The sequence below is a fragment of the Parvularcula maris genome (genome assembly GCF_024505085.1).
Classification (GTDB): domain Bacteria; phylum Pseudomonadota; class Alphaproteobacteria; order Caulobacterales; family Parvularculaceae; genus Parvularcula; species Parvularcula maris.
Map to the genome: position 1 here is coordinate 17,612 of NZ_JANIBC010000021.1, position 17,841 is coordinate 35,452.

General features: G+C 65.0%; 18 protein-coding genes. 9 read left to right on the forward strand and 9 right to left on the reverse strand.

Annotated features, from left to right (window positions below; genetic code table 11):
* From NOG11_RS14265 to NOG11_RS14280, 4 genes are all read right to left on the reverse strand, one after another.
* The gene (locus tag NOG11_RS14265; protein ID WP_256620475.1) at positions 1-1,185 is read right to left on the reverse strand and encodes an acyl-CoA dehydrogenase family protein; all 1,185 of its coding nucleotides are present in this window, start codon (positions 1,183-1,185) and stop codon (positions 1-3) included.
* Between the two features lie 84 nt (positions 1,186-1,269).
* Positions 1,270-1,788 (reverse strand): DUF1465 family protein, encoded by a 519-nt coding sequence (locus NOG11_RS14270; protein WP_256620477.1) that lies wholly within the window; start codon positions 1,786-1,788, stop codon positions 1,270-1,272.
* Between the two features lie 126 nt (positions 1,789-1,914).
* Positions 1,915-2,892, reverse strand: a complete 978-nt coding sequence (locus NOG11_RS14275) for a substrate-binding domain-containing protein (protein ID WP_256620479.1) — start codon at positions 2,890-2,892, stop codon at positions 1,915-1,917.
* Positions 2,886-4,655 carry a response regulator gene (locus NOG11_RS14280; protein ID WP_256620480.1) on the reverse strand — a complete coding sequence of 590 codons (1,770 nt, stop codon included), beginning with the start codon at positions 4,653-4,655 and terminating at the stop codon, positions 2,886-2,888. Before NOG11_RS14280 ends, NOG11_RS14275 begins: the two co-directional genes overlap by 7 nt.
* A gap of 152 nt (positions 4,656-4,807) precedes the next feature.
* Between NOG11_RS14280 and NOG11_RS14285 the strand changes: the two genes are divergently transcribed.
* The 5 genes from NOG11_RS14285 (at position 4,808) to NOG11_RS14305 (ending at position 9,441) form a co-directional block, all read left to right on the forward strand.
* Positions 4,808-5,749: an NAD(P)H-quinone oxidoreductase gene (locus tag NOG11_RS14285; protein ID WP_256620481.1), complete on the forward strand. Its 942-nt coding sequence runs from the start codon at positions 4,808-4,810 to the stop codon at positions 5,747-5,749.
* Positions 5,750-5,830: 81 nt separating this feature from the next.
* Positions 5,831-7,108 carry a peptidylprolyl isomerase gene (locus NOG11_RS14290; RefSeq protein WP_256620482.1) on the forward strand — a complete coding sequence of 426 codons (1,278 nt, stop codon included), beginning with the start codon at positions 5,831-5,833 and terminating at the stop codon, positions 7,106-7,108.
* Positions 7,108-8,175: a 4-hydroxythreonine-4-phosphate dehydrogenase PdxA gene (pdxA, locus tag NOG11_RS14295; RefSeq protein ID WP_256620483.1), complete on the forward strand. Its 1,068-nt coding sequence runs from the start codon at positions 7,108-7,110 to the stop codon at positions 8,173-8,175. The genes NOG11_RS14290 and pdxA overlap by 1 nt, the downstream gene beginning before the upstream one ends.
* Entirely contained in the window at positions 8,172-8,987 is an 816-nt protein-coding gene (gene rsmA / locus NOG11_RS14300) for a 16S rRNA (adenine(1518)-N(6)/adenine(1519)-N(6))-dimethyltransferase RsmA (protein WP_256620484.1), read from the forward strand. The genes pdxA and rsmA overlap by 4 nt, the downstream gene beginning before the upstream one ends.
* Before the next feature lie 43 nt (positions 8,988-9,030).
* On the forward strand, positions 9,031-9,441 hold the full coding sequence (locus tag NOG11_RS14305; RefSeq protein ID WP_256620485.1) for a hypothetical protein: 411 nt from the start codon (positions 9,031-9,033) through the stop codon (positions 9,439-9,441).
* A gap of 30 nt (positions 9,442-9,471) precedes the next feature.
* Here NOG11_RS14305 and gatB read toward each other — a convergent pair whose 3' ends face one another.
* From gatB to NOG11_RS14330, 5 genes are all read right to left on the reverse strand, one after another.
* The gene (gene gatB, locus NOG11_RS14310) at positions 9,472-10,974 is read right to left on the reverse strand and encodes an Asp-tRNA(Asn)/Glu-tRNA(Gln) amidotransferase subunit GatB (protein WP_256620486.1); all 1,503 of its coding nucleotides are present in this window, start codon (positions 10,972-10,974) and stop codon (positions 9,472-9,474) included.
* Positions 10,974-12,449, reverse strand: a complete 1,476-nt coding sequence (gene gatA / locus NOG11_RS14315; RefSeq protein WP_256620488.1) for an Asp-tRNA(Asn)/Glu-tRNA(Gln) amidotransferase subunit GatA — start codon at positions 12,447-12,449, stop codon at positions 10,974-10,976. Before gatA ends, gatB begins: the two co-directional genes overlap by 1 nt.
* Positions 12,446-12,829 (reverse strand): hypothetical protein, encoded by a 384-nt coding sequence (locus NOG11_RS14320; RefSeq protein ID WP_256620489.1) that lies wholly within the window; start codon positions 12,827-12,829, stop codon positions 12,446-12,448. Before NOG11_RS14320 ends, gatA begins: the two co-directional genes overlap by 4 nt.
* Positions 12,830-13,129: an Asp-tRNA(Asn)/Glu-tRNA(Gln) amidotransferase subunit GatC gene (gene gatC, locus NOG11_RS14325; RefSeq protein ID WP_256620490.1), complete on the reverse strand. Its 300-nt coding sequence runs from the start codon at positions 13,127-13,129 to the stop codon at positions 12,830-12,832.
* Positions 13,130-13,320: 191 nt separating this feature from the next.
* Positions 13,321-14,088, reverse strand: coding sequence for a hypothetical protein (locus NOG11_RS14330; protein WP_256620491.1), 768 nt, complete (start codon positions 14,086-14,088; stop codon positions 13,321-13,323).
* Here NOG11_RS14330 and ruvX point away from each other — a divergent pair.
* The 4 genes from ruvX to glnA all read left to right on the forward strand — a co-directional run bounded on the left by ruvX (position 14,066) and on the right by glnA (position 17,605).
* Positions 14,066-14,545 (forward strand): Holliday junction resolvase RuvX, encoded by a 480-nt coding sequence (ruvX, locus tag NOG11_RS14335; RefSeq protein WP_256620492.1) that lies wholly within the window; start codon positions 14,066-14,068, stop codon positions 14,543-14,545. The two genes, NOG11_RS14330 and ruvX, sit on opposite strands and share 23 nt — an antisense overlap.
* A complete protein-coding gene (locus tag NOG11_RS14340) occupies positions 14,542-15,483 on the forward strand; it encodes an aspartate carbamoyltransferase catalytic subunit (RefSeq protein ID WP_256620493.1) in 942 nt (313 codons plus the stop codon). Before ruvX ends, NOG11_RS14340 begins: the two co-directional genes overlap by 4 nt.
* A complete protein-coding gene (gene plsY / locus NOG11_RS14345) occupies positions 15,480-16,094 on the forward strand; it encodes a glycerol-3-phosphate 1-O-acyltransferase PlsY (RefSeq protein ID WP_370468304.1) in 615 nt (204 codons plus the stop codon). The genes NOG11_RS14340 and plsY overlap by 4 nt, the downstream gene beginning before the upstream one ends.
* 104 nt (positions 16,095-16,198) lie before the next feature.
* The gene (glnA, locus tag NOG11_RS14350) at positions 16,199-17,605 is read left to right on the forward strand and encodes a type I glutamate--ammonia ligase (RefSeq protein ID WP_256620495.1); all 1,407 of its coding nucleotides are present in this window, start codon (positions 16,199-16,201) and stop codon (positions 17,603-17,605) included.
* Positions 17,606-17,841 lie beyond the last annotated feature (236 nt).

Genomic DNA, 17,841 nt, shown 5'->3' on the forward strand with positions numbered 1-17,841 from the left:
CTACCCCGGCAGCTCCAAAATCCGCTTACTGATAATATTCAACTGGATCTCGCTCGTCCCGCCCTCGATCGAGTTGGCCCTCGTCCTCAGCCAGCTCCTTGCGCGGTCGCCGTCCTTGTTGCGGTCGGTTTCCCATTCGAGCTCGTCCGTGCCGCCAATGTCCATCATCAGCTCGTAGCGCCGCTTGTTGAGCTCCGTGCCGTAGTATTTGAGGGCGGAGGACATGGCTCCCAGGCTCTCGCCCGCCTCCGCACGGTCCTTGACGGCTTTCATCAGCGTCATGAAGGCCCAGCCGTCGAGGTCCGTCTGCGCGGCGCGTGCGCGGAGCATGCCGTCCTCGAGCTCGCCCTTCTCGTTCGTGCCCAGCTCATGGGCGGCGATCTGGCCGACGAAGCGGCTGGCGCCGGCGCCGAACATGCCGGAGATCATCTCGCGCTCATGGGTGAGGAGGTAGGTGGCCACGCGCCAGCCCTCTCCCACTTCGCCCACCACCTCCATGCCAGTCTTCGGCACCTTCACATCGTCCAGGAAGGTCTCGCAGAAGGGCGAGCGGCCGGAAATCAGCTTGATCGGCTTGGTGGAGACGCCGGGGGTCTCCATGTCGAACAGCATGAAGGAGATGCCCTGGTGCTTCGGACCCGAACTGTCCGTGCGCGTCAGGCAGAAGATCCAGTCGGCCTTGTCGGCATAGGAGGTCCAGACCTTCTGCCCGTTGATTAGCCAGTGATCGCCTTTATCCTCGGCCTTGGTTTTGATCGAGGCGAGGTCGGAGCCCGAACCGGGCTCGGAATAGCCCTGGCACCAGCGGATCTCGCCGCGGGCGATGGGGGGCAGGAAGTGCTTCTTCTGCTCCTCTGTGCCGAACTTCAGAAGGGCCGGGCCAAGCATGGAGATGCCGAAGTTCTCGTGCGGCGGGAAGGCGCGGATGCGCTTCATCTCCTCGCGCAGTACCTCGGCCTCGTCCTTCGATAGACCGCCGCCGCCGTAGGCCTTCGGCCAGGTGGGCACGGTCCAGCCGCGCTCCGCCATGCGGTCGAGCCACAGCTTCTGGTCCTCTGAGGTGAACTCCCACTTGCGCCCGCCCCAGCATGCGTTCTCGCCAGTGTAGTCGCCGCGCATGGTCTGGGGACAGTTCTCCTCGAGCCACTGGCGGGTCTCGGAGCGGAAGGTTTCAAGATCGGACATGGCCGGGCCTCGCAGGAATCAGACGTCTTGCGAGGCAGATAAGCACGCGGGGTGCAGCTTGGCCATGCGGCCCTTCGCCGAAGCTCAGCTACCGAAGGCGTTGTGAAGCGCGGCGAGCTGACCCTTGGCATCGCCGTCCACCGAGCGGACATCGTCAGGGCGGAAGATCTCGCGGTCGAGGCGGGCGATTCGTCCGAACAGCGTGTCCGTGTCCTCGACCAGGGCCGTCATCCGCTCGGGTAGCCCCGCCGTCAGCCCGCGGGACAGGGCACCGCCCTCGGCAGCGCCGATCCGGTACTTCTCGTCGCTGGCTTCGGCTTCGGACATCTCGTTGTCGCGCACGGCGCGCAGAACGAGGAGCCAGGAGGCGATCTGCATCAGACGCGTGGTGAGGCGCATGGAGAGCCCGGCATAGGCCAGCGCCGCCTCGCGCGGCAGGGTCCGGGCGGCATGCTTGCCGTCCTCGTCGAGATAGAGCGCCGTCTCCTCCACCAGCTCCATGCCGGTGGCGAAGAGGTTGTTGAACACCTTCGAGGTGACGAAGGGCGCGATCTTGTTCTCGCTGTCGTCCCCGGTGATCGAATGTAGCTGACCCGTGCCCACGTCTTATCCCTTCGTCGCTCGCCTTCCGCCCCTGCTGCGGCAAGCATGTGCCGGACCAGCATGGCGTCTTGAGCGCTCAGGAGCAACATCCGGGCCACCCACAAACGGACAGGTGTTGAAATAGTTTTAGGGCGTCCGGGTGATCCGCGAGCGTCCGGCAGCGTCCGTCTCATCCTCGCCGGTCCTGGAAAGCTCGGTCCGCCTGGTCCTGACCTTGCTGCTGTCGGGCTGCAGGCGGCGGACGAGGCGTCTGGTCGCGGGCTCGTTCATCAGCTCAGGATCGAGGTAGAGATAGGCCGGAGCCGTCAGCGGGTAGTCCTTATCCTCGTGTGCCCTGCCCCCCACCGGCACGGCTGACAGGCCGCTTGCAGCTTCAAAGCCGTGCTCGCCGAGAAAGGCCAGCGCCGCCCCGTTCATGCGCAGCGCGGCAGCGACCGCGGCATCGTTCTCGCCGGTGTCGAGCCATGCCCCGTCGCTTCTCAGGGTGACCGCCCTCGCGAAGCCCTCGGGGTCTTTTCGCTCCAGTTCGGCGAGGCAGGGGATGCCGCGTGCACCTTTCACCAGCACCTCGTCGATGATCAGCTTGCGGCTCGCCGAGCTCGGCGGCGGTCCATAGAACCTGATCCGGCGTTCCGGAAGGTTGCGAGCGACATCCTTCCACGTCGCAGCCGGGTTGGGCTGGAGGGTGCAGATCTCTTCGTCTCTATCGACCTCTCTGGGCACATAGGCCGCCAGGGCCAGGTAGAGCTCCAGAAGGTCCGGCCGGAACCCGCCGCGCCTGCCGCCCTGCCCTTCGGCCAGGACCAGCGCCAGGGTGCCGAGCGAGACTTCGACCAGCTCGCGCCGCCCGTTCTGTCCGCATGCGGCAAGCTCCTGCTCGCTCACCTGGCGAGACGCGCCGACCATGGCGATCCTGTTCTCGCTGCAGATGGCTTCGAGCCCGGCATTGGTTCCCGTGGGAACCAGCCTGACGCCGCGAAGCTGCTCTTCGGAAAGGGCCTCCTCGATCACCGGCGCCACGCTCGAGCTACCCTCGATGCGGGCCACCACCGCCTGAAGCGGCTCGGCGGCTAGGGCCGACAGCGCTGCGACCAAACTCAGCATGCTGTGCCGCCGTTCTTCTTCTGGTCGGCGGGGACGGCCTCGGTGAAACGGTCCATGATGCGCGCGAGTTTATCGCCGGTGAGCGGCTTGTGCACCACCGCGTCGAAACCCCTCCCCAAAAGCTGCTCGCCTCCGTCGGAACCGGCATGGGCGGTGACCGCGACGATCGGCGTCGAGGCGTTCGGGCCGCTGCCGCTGCGGATCGTCCGTGTAGCCTCGATCCCGTCCATGACCGGCATGGAGATGTCCATGAGGATGATGTCGTAGACGTCTTCGAGCGCGCGCCTGACCCCCATCACGCCGTTGGCTTCGGTGACGGCCTTGCCGCCCATCACCTCGACCATCGCCGCGAACTGCAGCCGGTTGGGGGCTACGTCGTCCACGATCAGCACCTGGCGCTGCGCCGCGCGGTCGTTCGACCCTGAAGCACCCGCGAGCTTGCGAAGCGGCAGGGTGAGTTTGAAACCGCTGCCCAGCCCCTTCAGCGTTCCGCCCACAGCCTGGAGAAGGCGCCGCACCACACCATCGGTTTGCGGAGTTTCGGCTTTGGCCCTCTCTCCGCTCACGCCTTCCAGGGTAAAGGTGATAGCGAGGGTGATCTGGTGCTCGTCGGTCTCGCTGGACTGGACCCGGAGAGAGCCCTTGACCTTGCCGCTGGCTCTAAGCGTATCGGCGATCAGCACCGTGACGAGCCGCCGGATCTCCTCCTTCGGAAGATCGACCATGAGGTCGGCGGGGACCTCGGAACGCACGGTCAGCACGGCGCCCTTTCGCCGCGCAAGCCGCTCCGCTGAGCCCAGAAGCGACTGGATGCCTGCCTGCAGATCGACGGGCTGCGCCCTTTCCTTCCCGCTTGGCGCCGCTTCTTGGTCCGGTCCGAAGAGGTCCGTCAGCACGGCCATGAGCGTGTCGCTCGCCTCGCGCATGGTCCTAAGCGTTTCAGGGGCGGCCTGTCCGGTCTCGCCGAGCTTTCTTGCGTGGCCGATCATGGCATCCAGCGGGGCGGCGAACGCTTCCCTGGCCTCATCCATGCGCTCGATCTGCTCGGTCGCTTTCTCCCTCTCGTCCAGGAGCGCGAGCCGCGCACGTTGGCGGCTTTCCTCCTGACGCTGAATGAACTCGGCCGTCCGCCTCGTGAGGGGACGGATGAGGGAAAGCCAGAGGAGAACAGCCGCGAGGGCACTGGAGACGAGGTGGACGACTAGAAACGGCAGCGCCGCAGGGGACGGTCTTCCGCCCTGGCTCGCCACGGCATCAACCATCATCAAGTAGTTCTGCCGCAATGCCGTCTCCGTCCCGGAGAACTCGTCCCGCCGGAACGAGACGTGACCACCGGCAGCAACCGCCCGTGCATGCATGGCCAGGAGATGCGTCTCGGCATCGACGCTGGTAGCCCCCGAAGTCAGAAGCTCCCGGCCGAGCGACGCCGCCGGGGACGAGCCGAGCTCTTCGACAGCGCGAAGCAGCTCCTCGCGGTTTCTCTCGAGGCTGACCGCGGCCTGCGCCAGCTCGCCGCAGAAGCGGCCTTCGGGACAAATTGACCCAGTCAGCTCGATGCGGTCCGTCAGGCTGGCGATGTGATCGACCAGCCGCGCCTGCTCGGACGCCTTCATGAGAAGCGGAGACAGGTCCTCCCCCCTCTGGTGAGCGGAGAAATACTGGAGCAGGGCACCGCCGGAGGTGACGGCCAGCAACAATACGAGCGCGGCGGCCGAGCGGCGCGCCAGCGCATGCTGCCAGGTTCTGCCCCGCGAACTCGTCATGCCCTCCTGCCGTGCCCCCTTGGACGCCATGGTTCCATAGTGATTCTGTAGCTTGAGAAGTCTTTCTAATATGCCAATGAGGGGGTTCATCTAGGTTACGCTCAACCGCTGGAGGCCGCGTGTTTGCTTGTTTTGTGGATAACGGAACGCTTGTGTGGCGTAGCCAGGGGACACCGGAGCCGGGACAGGACCAGGTGCTCATTAGAGTAGCTGCAGCAGGGGTGAACAGACCTGATCTCCTCCAGCGCGCCGGGCTCTACCCGCCGCCGGAAGGAGCGCCCCAGTCCCTCGGCCTCGAAATCGCCGGTCAGGTGGAGAAGGTCGGGTCCGGCGTGACCCGTTTCGAGCCCGGCGATCGGGTCATGGCCCTGGTTCCAGGGGGCGGCTACGCCAGCCACGCCGTCGCCGATGAAGGCTCGGTGATGATGCTGCCGGACGCCCTCAGCGATGCGGAGGGCGCCGCGGTCCCCGAGACGGCCTTCACCGTGATGACCAACGTCTTCGAAGATGGCGGCCTCAAGAAGGGCGAGCGGCTCTTCGTCCACGGTGCCACCTCCGGGATCGGCACCATGGCCGCGGCGCTCGCCAATGCCATGGGGGCCGAGTGCTACGGCACCGCAGGCACTGCCGAGAAGGTCGACGCGGCGGGGCGCCTGGGCTTCGCCAAGGTCTGGAACTACCGCGAGGAGGACTGGTCCGCCGGAATGAGCGAGGCTGGCGGCTGCGACGTGGTGCTCGACATGGTCGGCGGCGACTACGTCCCCCGCAACCTGGCGATGCTGAGACCGATGGGCCGCCACGTCTCCATCGCCTTCCAGGGCGGAATGGAGGCGACCGTCAGCATCGTCGACATTATGCGGCGAAGGCTCACCCTCACCGGCTCCACCCTCCGCGCGCGCAGCGTAGAGGAAAAGTCGAGGCTGCGCAGCCGCGTGGAGAGCGACGTTCTCCCCCTCCTCGCCAGCGGCAAGCTCAAGCCCGCCATTAGCCTCACCGTCCCCTTCTCCCAGGCCGAGGAGGCCCATAGCTCGATGCAGGAGGGCGACCTGATCGGCAAGGCGGTGCTGACCTATGACGAGCCGCCCCTCTCCTGAAGGCCTTTTCACGGGCAGGCACCTTCCCGCCGTAGCGTTACATCGCTACAAGATCGCCAAGGCAGAACGTTGGGGTTGATGATGCGCAGACTGTTCGCAGGGCTTTTGGCTGCAAGTGCGAGCGCTATGGCGATGGCCGTGGCGCAGGACGACCAGACCATGGGCGACGCCGTCGCCGCCACCGTGAACGACAAACCCATCTCCACCTTCGACGTCCAGCAGCGCCTTCTCCTTCTGCTGGTCACCTCCGGCGGCGGCATTCCCGAGGGCGCCGAGCGCCAGTTCCAGGAACAGGCCCTTCGCGACCTCATCGAGGAGGAGCTCAAGCGCCAGGAGGTCGAGGAGTTCGGCATCCAGGTCCCCGACGAGGAGGTGCTGAGCGAGCTGGCCCGGATTGCGGCCAGCGGCGGCGGCACGATCGATTCGCTGGCCAGGGACCTTCAGGCCTCCGGCATCGCCATCGAGAAGCTGCAGGACAAGATCCGCGTCGACAACGCCTGGGAGACCCTCATCCGCGGCCGCTACCGCAGCCGGGTGAACATCACCGAGGGCGAGATCGACGACATGCTCTCCGACATGCGCGCCGAGCAGTCCGCCGAGCAGTATCTCCTCTCCGAGATCTGCCTTCCCGTGAACGATGAGGGCGAGCGCGAGCGCATCTACAATGTCGGCATGCAGATGCTCGGCCAGATGCAGCAGGGCGTGCCCTTCCAGGCCCTGGCCCAGCAGTTCTCCGTCTGCCCCTCCGCGGCCCGCGGCGGCGATCTCGGCTGGACGCGCCTGCCCGAGGTCGAAGAACCCGTAGCCGAGGTGATCGAGCAGCTCAGCGAAGGCAATGTCAGCACACCGATCGAGGTCGAGAACGGCCAGATCCTCAAGCTGATCGCCATGCGCTCCAAGCGCGAGGCCGCCGAGAAGGGCGATCCCTCCTACGAGCTGGCCTACGCGGCGGTTCCTAAGGGCATGTACAGCCGCCGCGAGGCCGAGGAGAAACTCAGCCGCCTGCCCCTGACTAATGCGTGCAACTCGGACGGTCTGAGTGTGGATCTCGGCCAGGGCATCGGCGTCGAGCTCATCCAGATGGTGCCGATCTCCGTCGTCCGCGAGCCCTTTCAGGACACGCTCCTCGACATGAAGCGGGGCGACATCTCCCCGCTTCTGGAGAGCACCGACAACTACCACATGGTCTATGTCTGCGAGATGGACGAGGGCATGGGCCTGCCCCGCCGCCGCGTGGTCCGCAGCAAGCTGATGGGCAACCAGTTCCAGCTTCTCTCTCGGCGCTACCTGCGCGATGTGGAGCGCGACAGCGATGTCGACATCCGCCTCTTCCGCGACGAGCCGATGCAGGAGAGCTGATGGCTGTCCGAGGAGGGCTGCCGCTGGCGGTCAGCATGGGTGAGCCTGCCGGCATCGGCACGGAGATCCTGTTCAAGATCTACGAAGCGCTGAGAACGCCGGATCGTCAGGGTCCGGCGTTCTTCCTCATTGACGACCCTGCCCGCGTGGCAAAGCTAGCAAGATCAGCGTCCCTGCCGTTTCAGATCACCACCATCACCGCCCCTGCCGAGGCCGCCTCCGCCTTCAAGGAAGGCCTGCCGGTGCTCCAGGTCGCGGGCCATGGCCTTACGGCGCTCATGGACGCCGAACCGGGCAAACCTTCGGCGGCAACGGCGCCGTTCGTCATCGCATCCATCGGGCAGGCTGTCCGTCATACGATGAAAGGCGAGGCAGGCGCTGTCGTCACCCTGCCGATCCAGAAGTCGGTGCTGCAGGAGGCAGACTTCCCGCACCCAGGGCATACGGAGTATCTCGAAGCGCTGGGCCGAGAGTATCTTCCTGCCGAGGAGGCAGCGAACGCGCGCGCCGTGATGATGCTTGCTGCAGGCAGCTTCCGCACCGTGCCCGCCACCGTCCACCAGCCCCTATCGCAGGTCCCAGCCGCGCTCAGCACCGAGAAGATTGTCGCCAAGGCGCAGGTGCTGGCGGCCGATCTTCAGAGTCGCCTAGGTGTGGCCCGCCCCCGGATCGCCGTCTCCGGCCTCAACCCCCATGCGGGGGAGGACGGTCATCTCGGCACGGAGGAAAAGGACGTCATCGTCCCGGCCATCGAGGCGCTGCGTGCCCAAGGCATCGACGCCTTCGGCCCCTTCCCCGCCGACACCATGTTCCACGAAGAAGCGCGGCGCGCCTATGACGCAGCCCTCTGCATGTATCACGACCAGGCGCTGATCCCCATCAAGACCCTCGCCTTCCACGACGCCGTGAACGTCACCCTCGGCCTCCCCTTCATCAGGACCAGCCCCGATCACGGCACCGGCCTCGACATCGCAGGCAAGGGCGTCGCCCGTCCCGACAGCACCTTCGCCGCCATGCGCATGGCCGCCCAGATGGCCGCCATCGAGCAGCGGCAGCAGACCTCGTGAGCCTCGAAGCCCTCCCCCCGCTTCGGGAGGTGATCGCCGAGCACGGGCTGGCGGCCAAGAAGGGCCTCGGTCAGCACTTCCTCCTCGATCTCAACCTGACACGGAAGATCGCAGGGCTCTGCGAGCTGAAGCCGGGCGAGACGGTGCTAGAGGTCGGCCCCGGCCCCGGCGGCCTCACCCGTGCGCTGCTTGATACGGGTGCGGAGGTCTTCGCCATCGAGCGGGATCACCGCATCGTACCGATCCTCGACGAGCTGGCCGAGGCAACGGGCCGCCTGCGCTACGCCGAGACCGATGCGCTGAAGGCGGACGAAACCGCCCTCGCCCCGCAAACGGCGGTGGTCGCCTCCAACCTGCCCTACAACATCTCCACCGAGCTGCTCGTCAAATGGCTGACGGCGAAGCCCCGCTTCTGGCGGCGCATGGTGCTGATGTTCCAGCGCGAGGTCGGCGACCGCATCCTCGCCGAGCCAGGCACCAAGGCTTACGGCAGGCTCTCTGTCCTTGCCCAGGCCGCGAGCCGCCCGTCCCTCGGCTTCCACCTTCCGGCCAGAGCTTTCACCCCGCCGCCGAAAGTCGACAGCTCCGTCCTCGTCTTCGAGGACACGGGACGCCCCGACCTTCTGCCCGCCCTGGAGCGCGTCACCGAGGCAGCCTTCGGTCAGCGGCGGAAAATGCTGCGTCAGAGCCTGAAGTGTATCTTTCCGGGACGCCTCAGCGAAGTATGGGAGCAGACAGGTCTGAACGAGACTTCGCGAGCCGAGAACGTCAGTGTTTCGGAGTATCTCGCCTTGGCTGCCTTGCTGGGTTAGCCGTATCGTCCGGCCCTGCTGTCAGGATCACAGGAGGTCACCAATGAAACTCGTCCTTGCCGCTCTATCCCTATCCCTCGCCGTCCCTGCCGCTGCGGAGGTCTACGGACCACCCGCTTCCGTGCACGCTTCCGAAAGCACCGCGATGGCCGAGGGAGCCATGGCCATCTTTCGCGGTATGATGGCCGCCCATCCCGATATCTTTGAGCGGGCGGGCATCGTTGAGAGCAGCGTTCAGAAGAAGATTGAGAAGAACATCCAGCGCTCCACCAACGACTTCGTGAAGAGCTATGAGCTAGGCGCGAGCCCGGACAGCATGAGCGAGCTGACACCGGAGGATCGCCTGGTGCTGACCATGCGCATCCGCAGCGGCCTGATGAAGGAAGTCCGGGCGGGCCATATCACCGAGGACCAAGCCCACACCCTGATGCAGACCTTGGCGGGTCATCAGTAGACAGCAGACGGTGCGCGGTAGCGCGCCGTCCTATTCCAGCCCCAGCTTCTGCTTCAGGATCGCGTTCACCGCTTGCGGGTTGGCCTTGCCGCCGGTCTCCTTCATCACCTGACCGACGAACCAGCCGAGGGCCTTAGGCTTGTCCTTGACCTTGGCGACCTGTTCGGGGTTCTCGGCGATGATCTTGTCGGCGGCAGCTTCCAGCGCGCCGGTATCGGTGACCTGTTTCAGCCCGCGAGCCTCGACGATGTCCTTGGGGTCCTTGCCCGCGTCCTCGGTCAGCATCAACTCGAAGACCTGCTTGGCGATCTTGCCCGAGATTGTCTGATCCTGGATCAGGTCGATCAGGGCGCCGAGCTGGTCCGCCGTCACCGGGCTTTCCAAGATGTTGGTGTTGGTCTTGTTGAGAAGCCCGAACAGCTCCGTCGTCACCCAGGACGAGGCGAGCTTGCCGTCCCTGCCGCCTGCGACCCGCTCAAAATAGTCCGCCTTGTCCTTGTCCATGACCAGGACCGACGCGTCGTAGGCGGAGAGTCCGTACACGCCGACGAAGCGGTGCTTCTTCGCGTCCGGCAGCTCAGGCAGCTCGGCGCGGATATTGTCCACCGCTTCCTGCGTGATCGTCAGCGGCAGAAGGTCGGGGTCGGGGAAGTAGCGGTAGTCGTGGGCGTCCTCCTTCGAGCGCATGGTCCGGGTCTCGCCGGACTTCACGTCGAAGAGCCGCGTCTCCTGGTCGATGGAGCCGCCCGCCTCCAGCACCTGGATCTGGCGCCGCGCCTCGTAGTCCACCACCTGGCGGACGAAGCGGATGGAGTTGACGTTCTTCGTCTCCGTCCGTGTGCCGAGGTGAGAAAAATCGCCGCTCTCTAGAAACTTCGCGTAGTTGCCCGCCCGACAGACCGAGACGTTGACGTCCGCCCGCATCGAGCCCTGATCCATGTTGCCGTCGCACGTGCCCAAGTAACGCAGGATGGTGCGCAACTTGGAGAAATAGGCCGAGGCCTCCTCCGCCGAGCGCATATGCGGCTTGGAGACGATCTCCATCAGCGCGACGCCGGAGCGGTTGAGGTCCACATAGCTTTCGCGGGGGGCGAGGTCGTGGATCGACTTGCCGGCGTCCTGCTCCAGGTGCAGTCGCTCGATGCCCACCTCTATGGTGCGCTCTGCGTCGAGTTCCACCTCGATCGTTCCCTCACCGACGATGGGAAACTCGTACTGGCTGATCTGGTAGCCTTGCGGAAGGTCAGGGTAGAAATAGTTCTTACGGTCGAAGCGGGACCATAGGTTGATCTTCGCGTTCAGCCCCAGACCCGTGCGCACCGCCTGCTCGACGCAATAGGCGTTGATGACGGGCAGCATGCCGGGCATGGCCGCGTCTACCAAGCTCACATTCTCGTTCGGCCCAGCGCCGTAGGTGGCGGGCGCGCCGGAGAAGAGCTTGGAGTTGGAGGTGACCTGGGCATGGACCTCCATGCCGATCACGACTTCCCAGTCGCCGGTCTCGCCGCGGAGGAGGTTTCTCGTCTCTGCCATTATTTCCACCACTTCGAAGGCTGCGCGTCGAAGCCGATCGCCTCTTCGAGGGCGTAGGCGCCGCGCAGCATCTGTTCTTCACCGAAGGCTGGAGCCAGGAGCTGAAGCCCCAGCGGCAGGCCCTGACCGTCGAGCCCCGCCGGCAGCGAGATGCCGGGCGTCCCGGCCAGGTTCGCCGTTACGGTGAAGACGTCGTTGAGATACATCTCGACAGGGTCCGTGCTCTTCTCGCCGAGGCCGAACGCGGCACTGGGCGAGGACGGTGTCAGTAGAAGATCGACGTCTTGGAAGACACTCGCCATCTCATTGGCGATCTTCTTACGGACCTTCTGTGCGCGGAGATAGTAGGCGTCGTAATAGCCTGCCGAGAGCACATAGGTGCCGATCATGAGGCGCCGCTGCACTTCGCGGCCAAAACCTTCGGCGCGGGTCTTGCGGTACATCTCGTGGATGTCGTCGTCATGGACGCGCAGGCCGTATTTCACTCCGTCATAGCGGGCGAGGTTCGAGGACGCCTCGGCGGGCGCCACAATATAGTAGACCGGCAGAGCGTATTTCGTCAGAGGCAGCGAGACTTCGACGATCTCCGCGCCCTGTTCTTCGAGAAGCTTCGCACCCTTCTGCCAAAGCTCGTCGATCTCAGAGGGCATGCCGTCCAGGCGGTACTCCTTCGGGATGCCGATCTTCATGCCCTTTACGCCGCCTTCGAGAGCTTTCTCGTAGTCGGGCACGGGGCGTTCGATGGAGGTGGAATCCTCCGGATCGTGCCCCGCCATCGAGGTCAGCATGATCGCGCTGTCGCGCACGTCGCGGGCGATAGGGCCTGCCTGATCGAGGGAGCTGGCAAACGCGACGATGCCCCAGCGCGAGCACCTGCCGTAGGTCGGCTTGATGCCCACCGTGGCCGTAAGCGCCGCAGGCTGACGGATCGAGCCGCCGGTGTCCGTGGCCGTGGCCGCTGCGCAAAGATGGGCCGCGACGGCTGTGGACGAACCGCCGGAGCTGCCGCCTGGGCTGAGCTTCGTGTCCTCGCCAGCGCGCCGCCAGGGGTTGATGACCGGGCCGTAGGCGGAGGTTTCGTTCGAGCTGCCCATGGCGAACTCGTCGAGGTTCAGCTTGCCCAGGAACACCGCGCCGTCGCGCAGAAGGTTGCTAGTGACGGTGGATTCGTAGACCGGGCGGAAATCCTTGAGGATCTTGCTCGCCGCGTTGGTCTCGATACCCTTCGTGCAGAAGAGGTCCTTGATCCCTAGGGGGATGCCCTCCAGGGGCCGAGCCGAGCCGTCAGCGATGCGACGGTCAGAGACCTTGGCCTGCTCGACGGCATGCTCGGGGGTTAGCCTGACGTAAGCGTTGAGCTCGCTGGCATCCTCAGCGCTCTGAAGATAGGCCTTGGTCACCTCCTCGGCGGAGAACTCCTTGGCCGACAGGCCCGAGCGCAGCTCGGTGATGGTCTTGGCGGTAAGGTCGGTCATTGAACGGACTTTCTGGAATTCAGCGTGTCAACAATCATCTCGACCGCACGAGCCACATCGATATCAAACCAGCCAGCATCCCCCGCGACTAGCTCATCTCTCCAAGTCCGGAATCCAACGAAGAAAGACTCCGGCACAGTTTTATCAGCGGCCAGAAGGCTATCGACGCTATCGGCAAATGCTTTTCGTTCGAAGGGCATGTGCGTAATTGGCCCAGCAAAATCGTCTTGTTGGGTATTCGCGCCGAAACCGGACAGGTTGTGAACGTACACAGAAACCCAATCGATACCCATGTCGTGACCAACGTCCCCGACAATGGCCTTTCCGGAAGCATCCTGAGAAGCGAATGACCACTCCTGACCAATTGCAAACTCAGTCATCTATTCCACCACCTTAGGCACGACGAAGAAGTGATCTTCCGTCTTCGGCGCATTGGCGACGATGTTCTCGGGCTGGCCGCCGCCGGTGGGGCCGTCGGCGGTGATGTCGGTCCGCATGGGAATGTCTGTCTCGACGACGGAGGTCATGGCCTCGACGCCTTCGATATCGACTTCCTGCAACTGCTCGATCCAGCCGAGGATGCCGTTCAGCTCCTCTTTCAGGTGGGGCACGTCCTCGTCGCGAATGGCGATGCGCGCCAAATTCGCGACTTTCTTCACGGTAGCATCGTCTAGGCTCATGGCGGGCGGAGCTACCGCAGTGCGGGATAAAGGGAAAGCCCTTCGCGAGCCCTTTCGATCCAGCGTCATCCCGGAAACCCGTAGGGTTATCCGGGACCCATGGACCAAACAGAAACTTAGGCCTCGACAGAAGCAGAGCCTCGTCCATGGGTCCCGGATCTTCGCTTCGCTACGTCCGGGATGACGAGGGCTTAAAGCTGCCCCGCCCGCAGCCGTTCATAGACAGCCGAAGGCTTGGCCAGCCGGTAGTCGCCGTAGAGAAACGCCTTGGCAGAGATGGCAAACCCCTTCCCCGCCTTCTTCTCCAGCACCCGCATCAGGGCCAGCTCGTCCCGGCCCTCGGCGGCGAAGAGGCGGTAGAGCTCGGTCACCGGCAGGTCCGCTGCCCGTGCGCCCTCCAAGGTGAGCACGCCGCCGCAGCCATAGTTGCGCTCGGCGCTGTCCTGCGACGCCAGGATGCCCATGCGCAGGGCGTCGCCGCACTGGCGCCGGAGCTTCGCCTCCAGCCCGTGGCCATCGCCCGCGCAGCTCTCCGCGCAGGACAGAAGCGCCTCCACCGCCATGGCTTCGGCGAAGCCCTCATGCAGCATGCGGGCCTCGTTCGGCTCGCCGAGTGAGTATTGGAACACATGGGCGGTCTCATGCGCGACGTTGCGGGTGAGCTGCCGCCTCGCATCGGCGTGCTGGTCCTCCCAGGCGCCCGCCAGGGTGATCGAGAACCGCTCCGGCTCCGCCCTGCCGTGAACCGTGCGAAGACCCGTGGTCTCCTCCGGCCCGGTATATTTCAGATCGACGAAGGGGGTCCTCGGCAGGCCGATCAGCCCGGCTAGAAGCTCAGCCTGGTCGGCGACATGGGCGCCGATCCACTCCGGCACGTCGAACCCTTTGGAGCCTTGGGCGTTGGCAAAGCTGCAAAGCAGGGGCACAAGCGCGGCCATGGCCAACGGCAATACCGACATCAGCGCTCTTCGCAGCATCGAAGGTCCTCTTCTCGGTCTCGACATCGGCACCAAAACCATCGGTTTGGCGGTCAGCGACCCCGGCCAGAGTCTGGCCACACCGGTCCACACGATCAAGCGTTCCAAGTTCTCAGCCGATGCGGATGTGATTCTCGCAACAGCCGCCGAGCGGAATGTGACGGCCTTCGTCCTGGGCATGCCTCGCAACATGGACGGCTCCATGGGCGCCAAGGCCCAGTCCGTCAGGGGTTTCCGCAGCCATTTCGCCAAGCTCACCGAGCTTCCCGTGGTGTTCTGGGACGAGCGCCTTTCGACCGCCGCCGCAGAGCGTGAACTCATCGGCCTTGACGTTTCCCGCGCGAAAAGGGCAGCCGTCATCGACAGCCACGCCGCCAGCTTTATCTTGCAAGGTGCGCTGGACAGGCTGGCGGGAATGAGAAGCGGGGAGACGGGATGAGGCACCTCACCGATATCGGTGCGATGAACGACGACACGGTCAAGGAGATCCTGACCAGGGCGCTGGAGTTCGACGCGAAGCTTCGCGGCGAGGAGGCGCTACCGCAACTCCTCGACGACCTCATTCAGCTCAACGTCTTCTACGAGCCCTCCACCAGGACCACTTTCAGCTTCCATATCGCCGGGCGCAGGCTCGGCGCCGACGTGATGACCCTGCCGGTGGAGAACTCCTCAGTGGTGAAGGGCGAATCGCTGCGCGACACGGTGCAGACCGTGGCGGCCCAGGGGGTCGATCTCCTGGTCCTTCGCGCCCCTGGCGCGGGCACGATCGACGCTGCCAAGTCGGCGCTGAAGGCCATGGGTGCCGGCACCGCGATCCTCAACGCAGGCGAAGGCGCCTTCGGCCACCCCACCCAGGCGCTGCTCGACGCGGCCACGCTCCTCAAGGCGCACCACCGGGAGCTTGCCGGCGGTCTCGAAGGCCTCACCGTCGCCATCGTGGGCGACCTCTACCACTCCCGCGTCGCTGCCTCCACGGCCCCCCTCTTCAAGCGGATGGGTGCGGAGGTCCGCCTCTGCGCTCCCGAAGACCTACTTCCCTCGAAGAAGCTCTCCGAACAGGTGGACCTCACCACCACCAGCCGCGACGAGGCCCTGGACGGCGCAGACGTCGTCATGGCCCTTCGCATCCAGACCGAGCGCTTCGGCGACGAGCTGCCCATCGACCCGGCCCTCTACCGGGCAGATTACGGCCTCTCGATGGAGGCGCTGAGCTTCGCCAAACCCACGGCCTTCATCATGCACCCAGGACCCATCAACCGCGGCATCGAGATCGACAGCGACGTGGCCGAGGACACCTCCCGCTCCCTCATCCTCTCCCAGGTGGAGATGGGAGTCCCTACGAGAATGGCGTGCCTCGCCTGGGCGGCCGAGCGATGATGCTGCTCCTCGTCGCCGTCGGCGCCTATCTTCTCGGCTCGGTCCCCTTCGGTCTGGTTCTGACCAAGATGGCGGGGCTCGGCGACATCCGCACCATGGGCTCGGGCAATATTGGCGCCACCAACGTCCTACGCACCGGCCGCAAGGACCTGGCGCTCGCTACCCTTCTCCTCGACAGCGGCAAGGGGGCCATCGCCGTCCTCATCGCCCGCATCCTGACCGACAGCGACCCGCTCTTCGCCGCTGTTGCAGGAGCTGCAGCTTTCCTAGGCCACTGCTTCCCCCTCTACCTCAAGTTCAAGGGCGGCAAAGGCGTGGCCACCTATCTCGGCACCCTCCTCGCCTTCTGGCCCTTCAGCATCCTCATCGCCGCCGCCTGCTGGATAGGCACCGCGGCGATCTTCCGCATCTCCTCGCTCGCCGCCCTAGTCACGGCGGTGGCCATGCCCTTCGTTTACTTGGGCGGGGGCAAGGGGATCCTCTTTTTCGGGGTGGCCTTCATGACGCTGGTCATCTTCGTGCGTCACCGTCCCAATATCGAGCGCCTTCTCAAGGGGACCGAGCCCAAGATCGGCAAGAAGGACGAGAAGAAGGAGCCCGCGGCGTCGTGAAGGCGAAGGACAGCCGTCACAGAGCTTTCACCTTGCATCGACGCTGATTCTCATTTCATGTGCACCGCAACAAAACCAGGCTTGCTAAGGGGAGAACCCAAACCATGAGCGCTGACAAGGTCCTCAAGAAGATCAAGGACGAGGGCGTCGAATATGTCGACCTTCGCTTCACCGACCCCAAGGGCAAGTGGCAGCACGTCACCTTCGACAAGGACATGGTGGACGAGGACTTCTTCCGCGACGGCTCCATGTTCGACGGCTCCTCGATCTCGGGCTGGAAGGCCATCAACGAGAGCGACATGGTGCTGATGCCGGATACCGACACGGCGATCATCGACCCGTTCTTCGCGGCCAAGACTCTGTCCATCACCTGCGACGTGCTCGAGCCGGAGAGCATGAAGGCCTACAACCGCGACCCCCGCACCACGGCCAAAGCCGCCGAGGCGTATCTGGCGGAGACCGGCATCGGCAACAAAGCTTTCTTCGGACCCGAGGCCGAGTTCTTCGTCTTCGAGGACGTACGCATCTCGACCAACCAGAACTCCATCGGCTTCCGCATCAACTCCGACGAAGGCCCCTACAACATGAACGCCGCCATCGAGGGCGGTAACCTCGGCCACCGTCCGCGCGCCAAGGGCGGCTACTTCCCCGTCCCGCCCGTCGACAGCGAGCAGGACATGCGCTCGGAGATGCTCCGCTACATGCGCGAGATGGGCATCCGCCCGGAGAAGCACCACCACGAGGTCGCCCCGTCGCAGCACGAGCTCGGCATGAAGTTCAGCACGCTGACCGACATGGCCGATCAGATGCAGATCTACAAATACGTGGTGCAGCAGGTCGCCGACAGCTTCGGCAAGACCGCGACCTTCATGCCCAAGCCGGTCCTCAACGACAACGGCTCCGGCATGCACGTCCACCAGTCGATCTGGATGGACGACCAGCCCGTCTTCGCCGGTGATCAGTATGCTGGGCTTTCCGAGACCTGCCTCTACTATATCGGCGGCATCATCAAACACGCCAAGGCCATCAACGCCTTCGCCAACGCCACCACCAACAGCTACAAGCGCCTGGTGCCCGGCTTCGAAGCGCCGGTGCTCCTCGCCTACTCGGCCCGCAACCGCTCGGCGTCGATCCGTATCCCATGGGTCAGCTCGGCCAAAGCGAAGCGCATCGAGACCCGCTTCCCCGACGCGGGCGGCAACCCCTACTACACCTTCGCCGCCCTCTTCATGGCGGGCCTCGACGGTATCCAGAACAAGATCCACCCCGGCGATCCTCTGAACCAGGACCTCTACGCGATGAGCGAGGCCGAGCAGAAAGACATCCCCACGGTCGCCCGCTCGCTCCAGTCGGCGCTCGAGGAGCTCGACGCCGACCGCGCCTTCCTCAAGAAAGGCGACGTCTTCAACGACGACCAGATCGACAGCTATATCGACCTGAAAATGGAAGAGGTCACCCGCTACAACTCGACCCCCCACCCGGTCGAGTTCGACATGTACTACTCGGTGTAACGAGTACCGTAGGGCGGCTCGCGCAGCGTGCCGCCTTGCAGCGGTAGCATCTGGGAACGGCGGCACGCTTCGCGAGCCGCCCTACATGCGCACCCAACTTATCCCCGCCTTCTCCCCATCCCCTATGTTCCCCCATCGCAGCAGGCGTTCGGGGCGGGTGGCGCCATCCACTTCGGTCTGCTGCCTTGGTGAGGCTTCGGGGCGGGTGGTCCTGGGGGCGGCGCAGCAGATGCTCG

Bases quoted from the DNA above. Each gene is read 5' to 3' on its own strand.
- NOG11_RS14265 (WP_256620475.1), bottom strand. From the start codon at position 1,185: ATGTCCGATCTTGAAACCTTCCGCTCCGAGACCCGCCAGTGGCTCGAG.
- NOG11_RS14275 (WP_256620479.1), bottom strand. From the start codon at position 2,892: ATGCTGAGTTTGGTCGCAGCGCTGTCGGCCCTAGCCGCCGAGCCGCTT.
- NOG11_RS14280 (WP_256620480.1), bottom strand. From the start codon at position 4,655: ATGACGAGTTCGCGGGGCAGAACCTGGCAGCATGCGCTGGCGCGCCGC.
- NOG11_RS14290 (WP_256620482.1), top strand. From the start codon at position 5,831: ATGCGCAGACTGTTCGCAGGGCTTTTGGCTGCAAGTGCGAGCGCTATG.
- pdxA (WP_256620483.1), top strand. From the start codon at position 7,108: ATGGCTGTCCGAGGAGGGCTGCCGCTGGCGGTCAGCATGGGTGAGCCT.
- NOG11_RS14305 (WP_256620485.1), top strand. From the start codon at position 9,031: ATGAAACTCGTCCTTGCCGCTCTATCCCTATCCCTCGCCGTCCCTGCC.
- gatB (WP_256620486.1), bottom strand. From the start codon at position 10,974: ATGGCAGAGACGAGAAACCTCCTCCGCGGCGAGACCGGCGACTGGGAA.
- gatA (WP_256620488.1), bottom strand. From the start codon at position 12,449: ATGACCGACCTTACCGCCAAGACCATCACCGAGCTGCGCTCGGGCCTG.
- NOG11_RS14320 (WP_256620489.1), bottom strand. From the start codon at position 12,829: ATGACTGAGTTTGCAATTGGTCAGGAGTGGTCATTCGCTTCTCAGGAT.
- gatC (WP_256620490.1), bottom strand. From the start codon at position 13,129: ATGAGCCTAGACGATGCTACCGTGAAGAAAGTCGCGAATTTGGCGCGC.
- ruvX (WP_256620492.1), top strand. From the start codon at position 14,066: ATGGCCAACGGCAATACCGACATCAGCGCTCTTCGCAGCATCGAAGGT.
- NOG11_RS14330 (WP_256620491.1), bottom strand. From the start codon at position 14,088: ATGTCGGTATTGCCGTTGGCCATGGCCGCGCTTGTGCCCCTGCTTTGC.
- NOG11_RS14340 (WP_256620493.1), top strand. From the start codon at position 14,542: ATGAGGCACCTCACCGATATCGGTGCGATGAACGACGACACGGTCAAG.
- plsY (WP_370468304.1), top strand. From the start codon at position 15,480: ATGATGCTGCTCCTCGTCGCCGTCGGCGCCTATCTTCTCGGCTCGGTC.
- glnA (WP_256620495.1), top strand. From the start codon at position 16,199: ATGAGCGCTGACAAGGTCCTCAAGAAGATCAAGGACGAGGGCGTCGAA.